Origin of the sequence: Micromonospora sp. NPDC049101 (genome assembly GCF_040648675.1) — a bacterium.
GTDB lineage: Bacteria > Actinomycetota > Actinomycetes > Mycobacteriales > Micromonosporaceae > Micromonospora.
In genome coordinates this window covers 1-13,203 of record NZ_JBEZED010000029.1, presented here as the reverse complement: position 1 = coordinate 13,203, position 13,203 = coordinate 1, and the positions used below count along the sequence as shown (strand labels likewise).

Here is a 13,203-nt window from a genome sequence, read left to right as displayed (position 1 = left end):
CTTACCGCCGTGAGCACCGAGGTGCTCACCGGTGCCGGACAGAGACGAGGAGCTCTGACCTGCGGTGATGGAGATCGATCGGTGCAGCGTGACCTCCCAGTGACATCCGAAGTGGTCACCTCTCGCTGCTCCAGACACGCCTGGCGCAGCGCGGATCTCGGGCCGCCGAGTCTCGTCGCCGCACGGGCGGCGACCATCGACGACCGATCCCGTCCTCGGGCGCGCGGTCGAAGCAATCGACGCCTGGCGCATTCGCTGGTTCCTCGACGACGCCGCCGATGACGACTACAACCATGAGGACATCGTCGAGGCGGGTATCCGCCTTGCCCGCGAGGGTTGCCTACGCGAGGTGGTCGAGGGCCTTTGGTTTTCGTTGCCTGATGCTCCAGGTGGCTCAGCCTGAGATACCCACACAAAGCAACCAACCGCCGTACGTCTTGAAACTCGCACCTCGCAGATAGCCGGATCTGCTGCGGGGCCGACGCCTGGGCGGTCGGGTGCCGACCATCATTCGTCGCGGTTCTGCCAGCGGAAGCGGACAAGCTGCCGACCTCGAGGGCTTCAACTGGCGAGGATCTACCAACGAGCGCCGCGGCGTGAAGTCCAAGCCGTGGATCAACGGCTTGCGGTGCTCGGCGACCTTCTCGTGATTCCGCGTCGACTCTGCTGATCCCGGGCACGGCCGACATTCGGCACCTAGACGAGAACCTGTCCGCGAGCGCGATCACCCTGGACCGGCGAGACCATGGCCGCGCTCGACGTGATCCCGACGCCCGGACACACCGCACCGGACCAGTGACCTCCGGGAGCCCTCGGTCGCACCTTGGCGGCGCCAGCCCCAAGACCACGAAGTCGATCACGATCTTCAGGGTTTCGCTCGACGTCCGCATCTCTGCGGCGGTCAGGCGGAGGCCCGGCTTCATGAGAATCCGGGTCCGCCCGCCGGGCGTGCGCCCGTTGACCAAGCCGCTTACTCCGGCAGGCGGATTACCGGTGAAGTCAGGCGAAGAGGTTGCCGGTGATGTCGGCGTAGAAGTCGGCGGGATCGCGGGAGAGGGAGGCCTTGACGTTGGCGGTGGGCTTGTCAGCGATGACTTCGATCTTGCCTGCTTCCAGTCCGTCGAGGGCCTGGGCGACCACCTCGTGGGGCGGGAGCTTGGGGATGTCGATGCCAGCCATCATGTCCGTGTCGGCGATCGCCAGCGCCAGGGCGGTGACCAGAGTCTTCTGGTCGGCCAACTCGAGTCGGATGCCGTTCGTCAGGGACCACTCCGCGGCCTTGGAGGCGGCGTAGCCGTTGCTGCCGGGGCTGAAGGTGTACCAGCTCAGCGCCGAGATGACGTTGAGGATGGCGCCACCGGCCAGCTTGGGCGCGAAGGCGCGGGTGACGTTGAGAGTGCCCCAGAAGTTGGTGTCGAGGTCGCGGCGGATGTTCTCCGTGGAGGGGCCGAGCAGCGGGGCTTCAGTGGAGGTGCCGGCGTTGTTGATGAGGATGTCGAGGTCGCCCACCTTGCCTGCGGCGGCCTCGATGGACGCGGGATCCGTGATGTCCAGCTGGAGCGCGATGGCACCGGGGATGTCGATGCTTTCCAGGCGACGGGCGGTCGCATAGACGGTGGCGCCCCGGGCGAGGAGGGCCTCGGCGAAGGCCTTGCCGAGGCCGCGGTTAGCTCCGGTCACGAGAGCTGTTGAGCCGTTGATTTGCATATCGCCAGGCTAAAACCTCACGTTGACGTCATGGGCAAACTTGTGCGAGGTGAATCACGCTCGCCCGTGTCGGCGGCGCTCGGCGCTCGGCGACCCGGGTGCGGCCGGTAACGCCCAGTCGGGCGGACCGCCGGCGGGTACAAAGGGGGAAGCGCGACCCCAGCCGAGCTTCCGAGGCACGAAGGGATCGCGCCGCCGGTGACCGAGCCGTTCGACAACTGGCTCGACGGCGACCTGCACTGGAACGGTGCCCAGGTCTGGGGCATGTGATGAAGTCCGTCACAGCCATTCGTCGATGGCGGCGAGTTGGATGGTGGCTTCGTAGTGGACGGCCTGCTTGTCGGCACGCCATGGAGGGAGGCCGCGTCACTGCATAGCGGTGGCCCGAGTCTGCCCACCGGCGATCACCGACGCCAGCCTGGTGCTGGGCATGGCTCTTCCGGCCCGCTGTGGCCGGGTGAGCGCGCAACACCTCCTACGCGCTGGGGTGGCGCCCGCACCATCGCCTAGACATTCAGCCGCGCCACGGCATGCTCGTCATCCGCTCGGCCGGCGACGGCCGCCACCAGGTGGGCAGCCGTGGTGACCTACCCTTGCCGGCGAATGCCCGGCACATGTGCCGCATCGCGCCTGGCCAACCCGTGCTGCTCGCCGCCATCGTCCCGCACGGCCTGCTCGTCGTGCATCCCGTCAACACCGTCGTACGCCTGCTCGCCGACCCGCACACGCACCTAACGGGAGTCGGCAATGAACGCCGCCGTCGCTGCCGCTCGCCGCCCGGGTCAGCCAGTTGCCGCCCTCGGTGCCGGCGGCTGACCACCTCCGCTCAGTCCCCCGGAAATTCGGCGCCGTCTCAGCGTGGTGCTGCAGTTCTGGGCGGGGTCCGGCTTGAGGGTAGGCCGGAGGGAATCTAATCGTTACCTTCTGTGCGTGGACGTTGACGACCTGTTCGCCAGCAGTGGCGGTCTCGCTTCCTTTCTTTCGACGACCGACTGGGCCGCGATGTGCTCGCTCGGTTCCCGGTGCCTCATGGCCGCCGACTACCCGTTATTCCGACAGGGCGACGAGGGGGAGCACGCTTACGTGATCCTCAGCGGCGCGGTCAAGGTAGTTCGGGGCGAAGCAGCGGGTAAGAGCGCGATCCTGACGATTCGCGGGGCTGGCGACGTCGTGGGCGACCTGGCCGTGATGGACGGTGGCCGCCGCTCCGGCACGGTTTCGACGCTGACCCCCATGGTGGTCCGGGTGGTCCCAGGGGCGAGCTTCAAACGGTTCATCGAACGACCCTCCGTCACAGCCGCCTACGCCCGGTATACCGTCAACCGCCTCCGACAGTCTGACGTCCAGCGGACCGAGATCGCCGTCCTTCCGGTACGGCAGCGCCTAGCCCGGGCACTGCTCCGGCTCTACGTGACGGCTGACGCCGCCGGTGGCCAACGCGCCTTCGAGTTGCCACAACAGGATCTGGCAGAGCTAATCGGCGCGTCCCGGAACGCCGTCGTCCTCGCGCTCGGGGTTCTCCGCGCCGAAGGCGTGCTGGACACCCATCGCATGCGGGTATCGATCCTCGACGTCGATGCACTGCACCGGCAGGCCGGATGAACCAGTGATTGATAACCGCGTCACCTCTGCGGTGCACAGTGGTGGGCAGCGCTACCCAAGCGGGCCGGACACGATTGCCTTCATTCGGCCGCCTGCGAAGGGAACGCGACATGGAGCAGTCACCCCCGTTCGAGCAGTCCCGCCCGCTGCCGCCGTACCGCGCGGTGCTGGCGGTCGACGCCAAGGGCTTCACAGATCTGCCCGGCTCAACGCACGAGAACGTCTCCCGCACCATTCACCGGCTCGTAGGGGACGCGATGCGGGATGCCGGGCTGGACGCGGAGTGGTCGAGCCCCGACTTCTACGGCCCAACCGGGGATGGCCTGGCCGTGGGTTTGCCCACCCGGATACTCCCGTATCTCGTCCATCCCTTTCCGGCAATGCTCCAGAATCGTCTGGACGACCACCGGCGCCAACACCCGGGGGAGGAGCCTCTGCGGTTGCGGGTGAGCCTGCACGTGGGTCCCCTGCCGACTGACTCGGCGGCAGTGGGGCAGGGGGGCAATGGGACAGCACGTAACGAGACGCACCGACTACTGGACTCCGGGGTGGTCAAGAGCGCGCTCACGGAAGCCAAACCGCGCATCACCCTGGTTGCCATGATCGTCTCGGACCGGGTCTTCCACGATGTGATCAGTGCTGGTTACTCCGGTCTGCACCCGGACCACTTCGTCGACGTGGAGGCCCGGGTGGAGGGCAAGGCGTTCGCGCAGCGTGCGTGGCTGCACCTGCCCGCCCCGTCGGGCGCTTGGCCGGTGGGCCGGATGAACGAAGCGGAACCCGCATCTGAGTCTCAGTCCCCGCCAGGGCTGGCCAACCGGCCGTCGCAGCAGCCGGTGGGCACCAACTACGGGCAGGTGGTCGGGGGTGGGACCGTGCACGGCGGAATGCACCAGTCCTTCGGCGGTAACCCCCGCGGGAGCCGATCGTGAGCCCCGAAGAGACCGTGACTCTCGCCGAGGACGACCGGCTCGAGGAGGATCTGTACGCGGAGGCGGTCAGCGGCATCAACGTCGGGCAGGTGGTCACCGGCGGCACCGTGCACGGCGGAGTGCACCAGACCTTCATCGAGAACAAGCTGATCAACGAAGCCATTCGCCGGCACCATCTGCTACAGGCCTATGTCGAGCAGGTCGTGCAGTCACTCGCGACACGCAGCTACCGACTGGCCAGCCAGGACCAGGATCTCACTCTCGACCGGGCCGCCGCAGCCCGCGTCCTCGGCGACCAGCCATGGGTGGTGGTGCTGGGCCCGGCCAACTCCGGGCTGCGGACCGCTGCGGTCGCGCTGCTGTACGAGTCGAGCCAGGCGGGGCGGCGATTGGAGGAAGTTCTGATCGACGAGGAGCGGGGGCGCCCGTTCGCTGCGGCGGAGCTTCCAGCGGAACGGGGGGTGACATACCTGTTATGTCTGCCGGACCAGCGGGAACGGGTGAGCCCCGACCTGGGCCGCCGGTTGCAGGCCCACGCGGCGCACCTGGCGACCCTGGACGCGAGTCTGGTGGTCGCGGCAACCCCAGCCGTCTGGGCCGCCGCCGGCGGCGTCGGGACCGTCTCCATCTTTCAGGTCCCGCCCCCAGACCTTGCGGAGGTGGTACGTCGCGAGTGCGCAGTGCACGCTGTCGACGCTTCCTCCATCATCGGGAATCCCACCATCGGCGACTTGCTGACCCGAGCCACGGTAATGGACGCTATGCGCCTTACCGGGATCATCGTGACGGCCCTCCGTAACCATCCCGAGCATGACGTGACGAAGCTCGTCGAGGAGGTGTGCGGGGCCTACGGTGACTGGGACGACGTCCTGGCCAACTGGTTCAGCGCAGCCAGGAGTGTCCGGCATCGGCTGTTCCTCGTCGCAGCCGCCCTGCTTGAGGGAGAGCCACCGGCAGAGGTGCTGGACGCAGTCAACTCGCTCGGCCAGACCCTCGGTGACCTGCCCTCCGCCCGCTCCGACGGGCTCACGGAAATCGGACTACGGACGCTGATGACCGAGATCAAAGCCGAGGTGGTGGACGGTGGGCTTCGGTTCGAGCGGGCGAACTACGGCACGGCAGTACTGACCTTTCTGCACGGTGACCGCTCTGCCTGGTTCCACAAGAAGCTGTGGGAGTGGGCCATGGACCTGCCGTTACGGCGAAACGACTATCGGCAGACCCGGCTGGCGGAACGGATTGTCGGGAATCTTGTGGCCATCGTGCTGCGGAGCCGGGACACCCGCCCGCTGGTGTGGCTGAATCGCTGGACCGGACGGCCGAATCTGCGGCCCCACGTGGTGCAGGCCCTGACGGCCACTGCCATGAGCGATGAGGTCGGGGCTGACGTGCGGAGCCTGCTCTACCGCTGGTCGCGCTTGGAGCGTGCGAGTGACCAGTCCCTCTGCACCATCGCCGAGGTCTGCTCTGGTGAACTCGCCCGGCTCTATCCCCGGGTGTCGCTGACCCGTCTGAGCCACATTGCCCACCGTGATTCTCCGGTGGTCCGGGATGCCATCGTGACGGCGGTGAGCCGGCTCTGGGAGATACCCCGGCTACGCCCTCGGATCGTCGAGGTGGTTAGCAACTGGTCCGAGGGTGAACCTGGTGGTCGTACGAAAACGGCGTGGGCGGTGTTCGCAGCGCTCGCCCGTAGTGAGGCTCACCCCGTGTTGCTGACCTGGCATGACGAGTCGTCGCGCACCGGACTCGTCGGGGCCGTGGCTGGACTCTTCGATCAGACCGAGGGCGATGAGGCCCGTACGGAGTTCGGCGAGAGTCTGCTCGACGCGGCGCTCTTGTCCGAGGCTAGTCGGATTCGGATTGTCGAGTTCCTCGGGGACGTGGTGCGTCGTGGGGACGGCGGGACCCGCCGTCTCGTGCGCCTCTCCAAGCTGGCGTTCGCGTGGCAGCCGGTCGATCGCGACGTGGCCAACCCGGATCGGCGTGACGTGCGTGACCACGTCGTCGAGAGCCTGCACCAGGTCGATCCACTCACCGTAGGAGCATGAAATGCGTGATCTCTTGCGGGGTTTCTCCCGGGAATGGACGTCCGGGAATGAGGAGCACCCCCCCTTTCCGTCCCCGTCCCACAGGTTCGAGGCCACGCTGGCTAGCGCGCTGCCCGGCGCGAACTTCCAGGCGGAGGTGACCGTTGAGTGGCGGGGACGTGAGCCGGAGGCCGAGGCCAAGGTTCGTGCCTTTGCCTGGGATCACCTCGCCCGGTGGGCTGCCACCCGGCGCGTCACGGTTGCGAGTCACCTGGCTGATCTAATCAATGCCAGGGGCGTCACCGAGATTGCCGTGCCGCAGACCAGTCTGGTCCTCACCCATCTGCATGTCCGGATCACCGTGCCTGCCGAGGCGCTTGCCGTGACCACCGCCTGGGAGGAGGCCGAACGACGCGCGACTCTGGAGAAGCAGCGTCGCGGAGACGAACTGCGTCAGCTTCGGTGGCTGCGTGACGAGATCTTCGGCAGGCCGGACATAGCTCGGATGTACTGGCATCTCCACCACCCGGCCGATCTTCGGTCCTTGACAGACCCTGTCTTCGATACGATCGCCGCTCAACTTGGCGGTGATGAGCGTGTGACTGCGTCCCCGCAGGTCGAGGAGGACCCGATCAGTGTGCTCATCGGAAAGTTTGTCGACGGGCTCAGTGCGGACGAGCGCAGGCACCTAATCGGCCAGCTCGGTCGGGTGTTCCGTAGCTTCGACCGCACGGACCTCGCCATGCAGCTGGGGGACCCGAGTGACCGAGTCGAGTCGTGACGGGCGCGCTCCGGTCCTCCTGTTTGCAGAGCGAAGCGGGCTGGAACGCCCTCCAGCAACTACACGAGACAATTCGTTTCGCTGACGTGAAGGCGGCTGCGGTCCTCGCAGCCGCCGGGCTTCTGGGCGGCAGCCTGTGGTCCGGCCAGGACTCCCTGACCGTGACGGGCCCGGCCTGGTCGCCGGTGCTCCCGGTGCTTTCCGCGGTAGCGGCCGCGACGAGTGCGCTCCTCGCGTTGCACACGCTGATGCCGCGACGACAGGCGGCTGCGTCGGAGCCTCTACACCACTTCGCGTACGTGGCCGAGCGTTACGGACGCAACAGCCAGGGATTCGTCGACGCTTGGTTGGCAACCACAGCCGACGAAGATGCCACCGCCAGGATGCTGGCGGGACACGTCTGGGCGGCGCACATGGTGGCGAGTCGCAAGTTCGCCTATGTCACGTGGGCGATCCGACTTCTGGTGCTCGGAGTGTCGGCGTGGCTCGTGGCCGGGCTGGTCTGACGACGCCGTTGTCGTTGAGGGCGCGGGCGATGCTGGCCACGCTCCGGCCGGCAAGCCGCTACTCGAAGATCCATCAAGCGGGGGAGACTCCCGGCGGGCTGCCCCGATAGCTCACCGGCTCACCGGGCGAGTCGGTGACGCGAACGCCAGGACCGGGAGCCGTGACGTTCGCGCCGCCGCTCGTCAGTAGCTGCAGCCCGAAGTCGGCAGGCTGGTCACCGGCGGGGGCGTGGCCCCGTCGTACACGGCCAGAAGCCACGGCTGGGGGCAGCGGGGGCCGCCGCCTACCTGGATCGCCAGATGCAGGTGTGGCCCGGTGGAGTTGCCGGTGTTGCCCGTGTCGCCAATCTGCTGACCTGCGGACACCTGCACACCAGACCCGACACGGTGGGCGGAGAAGTGGCAGTACGTGAAGACCGCGCCGAGCGCGGTGAGCGTGGCGCCATTGCCGCAGCTGGCGTTGTAGAACGTCTGGACGGTGCCACTCGCCACGGCCAGGGCCGGCGTTCCCGTCGGGACCCCGATGTCGACGGCCGGGTAGTCATGATGCGGGTCGTCGTACTTGCTGCGGGGCGCGGCGCTGGGCGGCAGCGGAAGCGAGTGCTGCCCCACGACGGTGTTGGTGTACCAGATCGCCGTGGTGCCCTGGTACAGCACGAGGTTTCCGTCGTTCTGCAGTACGAGGTGGGCTCCGGCCCGGCCGCGTGTGCTCGTCTGCCAGAGGGACGTGTTGTTGGCTCGGTACAGCACCAGGTTGCCATCGGTCTGCATATCCAGGTAGGCGCCCGGGTGGCCATCAGTGTCGGTCTGCCACGAGTACGTGCCGCCCGGCCGGTACAGGACCAGGTTGCCGTCGGTCTGCATGGCCAGCTTGTGGCGCCTGTCCGCCGAATACATGTCCTGACCGGGCGTCAACCGCTCACCCGGCGACAGGACACTCCTGGGGATCCAGGTGTCGGTCTGCCACAGCACCCGGCCGGACTGCAGCAGCACGAGGTTGCCGTCGTCCTGCAGTTCGAGGCGGGCGCCGGCCCGGCCGGGCGTGTTGGTCTGCCAGATGAACGTGCCGTTGGCCCGGTACAGCACCAGGTTGCCGTCGGTCTGCATATCCAGGTAGGCGCCCGGGTGGCCATCAGTGTCGGTCTGCCACGAGTACGAGCCGTCCGGCCGGTAGAGGACCAGGTTGCCGTCGGTCTGCATGGCCAACCTGTGCTGCCGGTTGCTGGAGAGCAGATGCTGCCCGCCGGTGAGTCGTTCGCCAGGGCCCAACAGGCGGGTGCCGTGAGCCGCCTGGACGGGCGATGCGACGGCGGCGATCACGCCGACCGTCATGATTGCCGCGGACACGGCTGCGGCGACCGCGCGCCGCCATCGTGTTGTTGTCACTGTTCGTCTCCTCAGGGTTCCGGGCCGCTGCCCCGGAACGTGGTCTCACCGGTTCTGCGGCGAGGGTCAGGCGGTTGGTCCGGTCCGCGTCCGCAGCCGGCAGCCGGCAGTCGAGAAGGTATCGGCGCGGTCGTCGCTGCTGTTGGAGCGCGTCGAGCCCGGGTTCGAGCTGATCGATACGGTCGCCGAACGTCGGTCAACCGGGGTCGCTCCCCGGTGCGGTTGCCCTACCGGCCTTGCGGCGGCGGGCTCGCGTCGCGCAGCGCCACAGCCACCGGCCGTTCGGGCTCCGCCCGGCTACCGGCTGAGCGTGTCAAAGGATTGATCATTCGGTCCCCTGCCGGGTCGGACGGTGCCACCCTTGTGCGACGAGTCCAACGACGCAGGAGCGTCCAACGCCGGGCACACAATACATGTGCATTTGTCGCTCGGGTACGGCACCGCCAATCCATAGCTGGGGGTGCGTCGGGGGGACCGGCGCGCCGGGCAACGGAGTGCTGAGGACGGGGGGGGTATCGAGAGAGGTGCGCGTCCGTGCGGGTGCTACCGCCGCTCGTCAGCGGCGGCCGACGCGGGCCTCGGGTGACGTGCCGCCGTAGGTGGACGGATCGACGCTGATCAGGGCTGGGTGGATGGGACTTCGCTGCCGGCGGGCTGACCGTGCGGGTCACCGTGGGCAGGGGGGATCGCTCGGCGGCCACGTTCCGGGATCGGCCGGGGCGGAGGTGGCGCCGTCGAGGCGCGGACGACGAGCTCGACCGGTTGGTCGGCCGCCGGTGGAAGCTCGACGTCCGGCTTCTCGATGACCTGTACCAGCAGCGCGAGGCCCTGCCGCGCGGCCGCGTCGAACGGCTGCCGCACGGTGGTGAGCGGGGGAGTGACGTAGGCGGCGACCGGGATGTCGTCGAACCCGACGACGCTGATGTCCTCGGGCACGCGGCGCCCGGCCTCAAGCTGCGCGCGGATGAGACCGATCGCCATGTCGTCGTTCGCGGCGAACACCGCGGTCACGGTGCCGTCGCCGGCCAGTTCCCGGCCCGCCGCGTAGCCGGACGCGGCCGACCAGTCGCCCTCGACGACCGGCGGCTCGTCCGCGCCGTGTGCTCGCAGCGCCTCGCGCCAGCCGGCGAGACGGTCCCGTGCCGAATACCACCGCTGCGGGCCGGCCAGGTGATGGACGGTCGCGTGCCCCAACTCCAACAGGTGCTCGGTCGCGGCCCGCGCGAGCCGGCCCGCGCCGACCCTGGCGGTCACCACCTGCGGCGCGGCGAAGGTGGGCGGCGCGCCGAGGACCAGGACCGGCACGTCGACGCTGATGAGGCCGACGCCCTCGTCGATCGGCTCGGAGATGACGACGCCGTCCACGCCCTGGTCCAGCAGCGACGCCAGGGCGCTCGCGATGCCGCCCGGGTCGCCCTCGATCGTGGTGGCCACCCGCAGCGTGTAGCCCACCTTCCGGACCGCCCGCTCGATGCCCATGAGCCACGACGCCGGCCCGTACAAGGCGCTGCCGAGCGTCACCACGCCGATCGACCGGGTCCGCCCGGAGGCCAGCGCCCGGGCCGCCTGGTTGCGCCGGTAGCCGAGCTCCGCGGCGGCGTCCAGGACCCGCCGGCGCACGTCGGCCGAGACGTACGGCTCGTCGTTGAGGACCCTGGACACCGTCTTCTGGGAGACGCCGGCCAGCCGCGCGACGTCCACGCTGCGCGGCGTCGGAGGGCTTCCGCCCGGCCTCGCCAGTCGCGTCACGGCACCTCCCATCGCCGGGCATAGTCCTGTATGATTGCGCAGTCATGTCTACGCGACTCTCACCGTAAAGAGCCCGAAACCCGCCCGTGACGCTGGCGAAGCACGTTCCCTGCCAACACCCTAACTCCAGTTTTGCACCGAACAGGTCAGGCCGCGCCGCCCGCCGACTTCGCCGAGGACCGCGTTTGCTGTCCACGCATTCGACGTGTCACGCGGCCGGGCGCCGCAGAGGCGAACCGGTTCGCTATTCGATCGGCGCCGCGTCGGTGGGTCGGCGACACGGAATGCCTGAGGGCGATGCCCTGGCACTTCGGAATGGTCGTACTTATCGGCGGCAGCTCGAAGCTTGCGAGGGGTCAGGAGCAGGAAGTAACCGTCTTGAAGCCTTGACTTCACGCTCGCTGCACCCATTAATGCATATCTATGTATCTGGGCCGCAACCACCCTTCCCGGGTGGTCGGCGGCGCCGGCAGGTTTGTCGAATCGATTCGAGTCTCGGCCTTGTGGCTGTGCCCCGAACCGATGTTGCGGAGCCGGCGGATGAGTCACAGGAGGGTTACCGTGCATCGTACGAACGTCCACTGGGGTGGCCGATTGTCGGCGTTGGCCAGAGGGCTGGCCGCGACCGTGGCGCTCGCGCTGCCCATGACGCTGGGTGGTCTGACCCTGGCGACCCCCGGATCGGCCCTGGCCGCGCCGGTCGCGACGCAGAGTGTCGCGGCCGCCGGACTTGACGGTGTGGCGGCCGGCAACGCCGCGGTCGCCTCGGTCGACCTGGCCGGGACGTGGAACTTCACGCCCGCGGGTCGGGGGGCGACCACGATCGCGGTGCCCGGTGGCGGCTGGTACAAGCAGGGCTTCACCACCGTGAACGAGGCGGTGTACTCGCGCAGCATCACGGTGCCGGACTCGGGGCAGCCGCAGTCGACCTGGATCGAGTTCGGCGCCGTCAACCACCAGGCGACACTGTCGGTCGACGGCCGGGTGGTCGCCACCCAGACGACGGGGTTCACCCCGTCGAACTTCGACATCAGCGCATACGCGGCGCCCGGCACCACCCACACGATCACGGTGAACGTGAAGGGCCGCGGCGCGTTGAAGGCATCCAACGGCCGGTATCTGGTGCCCGACGCCGCCACGTGGTCCGAGGCGGTCCCGCAGGGGATCTTCGGGTCCGCGTTCCTGCGGGTGTACCCGGCGGTGTACGTCAGCGACACATTCGTGCGTACGTCGGTGGCAAACAAGACGCTGACCTACGACGTGACGGTGCGGAACACGTCGGGCAGTGCCCGGTCGGTGACGTTGACCGGGTCGCTGTCGTCCAGCAACGGAACGGCTTTCAGCTACCCGGATCTGCCCAGCCGTACGGTCACCGTGGCGGCCCGCTCGACCGCGACCGTGACCGTCGGGCCGGTCGCGTGGAACCTCGACAGCACCTCGTACTGGTGGCCCAACGTGCCGTACCGGTCGGGGTACCGGGCGCAGCTGCACGGGCTGGCGGTGCATGCCGCCACCGACGACGGCCGGACGAGCGACGCCGAGTACCGGTTCGGGTTCCGGGAGGCTACCCAGAACGGGGACTACTACTACCTCAACGGCGTGCGCGTGAACTTCCGCGGCGACAACCTCCAGGGTGCCGACTATGACCGGATCAACAACGGAGGCAAGGGCGACGCGTACCACACCCTGCCCGGCTTCCTGCCCCCGTCGTCCGGCAACGGCGGCTGGCCGCAGGCGGTGGACAACTACCAGCGGCTGAACTACAACGTGGTGCGCATCCACCAGGAGCCCGGAAGCCCGTACATGTTGGATGTCGCCGACGAGATGGGCCTGATGATCATCGACGAGGTCGCGATTCGCGGCTCCCAGTCCTCGCAGGAGTGGCAGAACTCCGTCGGGCGCGAAAACATGATCAACCACGCCCGTGCGCTGGTCCTGCGCGACCGCAACCACCCCGCGATCATCCGCTGGAGTCAGAACAACGAGCCGAATCAGAGCGGCCAGGATTCCGAACAGTTCGAGAAGGACCTCTACGCGGCGATGAACGGCGCCGACGGCACCCGGCCGATCATTGTCGAGGTGGGCGTCGGCAACAATGTCAGCCTGTATCCCGGGATGACGTACGCCAACTTCGCGGTGATCCCGCACTACGTCGACGGCTTCGGCAGGTACGGGGAGGGCCTGGTCACCGTGAACGGGCGGCCCGACGGCGAGGGCGAGTTCATCTGGCCGGCATGCAACAACAAGCAGGGCTTCGAGTGGTTCGCCACCGCGACTGCTGCCAAGCGCGGCAAGGGCGCCACCGACCTGCGTCCGTACACGCTGCTGTCCGCCTGGGCCAGCGTCGTGCCCGGCGTGCGGTCCACCGACTTCACCCCGGAGGAGGGCGGTCACCCCATCTACGGAGTGGACAACCTGCCCGATCCGTGGAGCAACCCGCAGATCCAGCGCGTGCAGGCGGCGTTCAACCCGGTGGCCGCGATCGACCTCCCCTACTGGTCCGCCTCCGG

General features: G+C 68.4%; 9 protein-coding genes. 6 read left to right on the top strand and 3 right to left on the bottom strand.

Features of this window, described 5'->3' with window-relative positions; all coding sequences use genetic code 11:
* Window positions 1-999: 999 nt before the first annotated feature.
* Window positions 1,000-1,707, bottom strand: coding sequence for an SDR family oxidoreductase (locus AB0B57_RS30065; RefSeq protein ID WP_357077254.1), 708 nt, complete (start codon window positions 1,705-1,707; stop codon window positions 1,000-1,002).
* Between the two features lie 930 nt (window positions 1,708-2,637).
* Here AB0B57_RS30065 and AB0B57_RS30060 point away from each other — a divergent pair.
* From AB0B57_RS30060 to AB0B57_RS30040, 5 genes are all read left to right on the top strand, one after another.
* Window positions 2,638-3,309, top strand: a complete 672-nt coding sequence (locus AB0B57_RS30060; protein ID WP_357077251.1) for a Crp/Fnr family transcriptional regulator — start codon at window positions 2,638-2,640, stop codon at window positions 3,307-3,309.
* Between the two features lie 110 nt (window positions 3,310-3,419).
* Window positions 3,420-4,241 (top strand): hypothetical protein, encoded by an 822-nt coding sequence (locus AB0B57_RS30055; protein ID WP_357077248.1) that lies wholly within the window; start codon window positions 3,420-3,422, stop codon window positions 4,239-4,241.
* Window positions 4,242-4,330: 89 nt separating this feature from the next.
* The gene (locus AB0B57_RS30050; protein WP_357077245.1) at window positions 4,331-6,292 is read left to right on the top strand and encodes a hypothetical protein; all 1,962 of its coding nucleotides are present in this window, start codon (window positions 4,331-4,333) and stop codon (window positions 6,290-6,292) included.
* A 1-nt stretch (window position 6,293) separates the two neighbouring features.
* Window positions 6,294-7,052, top strand: a complete 759-nt coding sequence (locus tag AB0B57_RS30045) for a hypothetical protein (RefSeq protein ID WP_357077242.1) — start codon at window positions 6,294-6,296, stop codon at window positions 7,050-7,052.
* Window positions 7,049-7,558 (top strand): Pycsar system effector family protein, encoded by a 510-nt coding sequence (locus AB0B57_RS30040; protein ID WP_357077239.1) that lies wholly within the window; start codon window positions 7,049-7,051, stop codon window positions 7,556-7,558. Before AB0B57_RS30045 ends, AB0B57_RS30040 begins: the two co-directional genes overlap by 4 nt.
* 183 nt (window positions 7,559-7,741) lie before the next feature.
* Here AB0B57_RS30040 and AB0B57_RS30035 read toward each other — a convergent pair whose 3' ends face one another.
* Together AB0B57_RS30035 and AB0B57_RS30030 are read right to left on the bottom strand one after the other, a co-directional pair.
* Window positions 7,742-8,944, bottom strand: coding sequence for a peptidoglycan DD-metalloendopeptidase family protein (locus tag AB0B57_RS30035; protein WP_357077236.1), 1,203 nt, complete (start codon window positions 8,942-8,944; stop codon window positions 7,742-7,744).
* Window positions 8,945-9,562: 618 nt separating this feature from the next.
* A complete protein-coding gene (locus AB0B57_RS30030; RefSeq protein ID WP_357077233.1) occupies window positions 9,563-10,693 on the bottom strand; it encodes a LacI family DNA-binding transcriptional regulator in 1,131 nt (376 codons plus the stop codon).
* 561 nt (window positions 10,694-11,254) lie between these two features.
* On the opposite strand from AB0B57_RS30030, the gene AB0B57_RS30025 reads away from it, so the two are divergent.
* On the top strand, window positions 11,255-13,203 hold a 1,949-nt coding region (locus AB0B57_RS30025), incomplete at its 3' end, for a glycoside hydrolase family 2 TIM barrel-domain containing protein (RefSeq protein WP_357077230.1).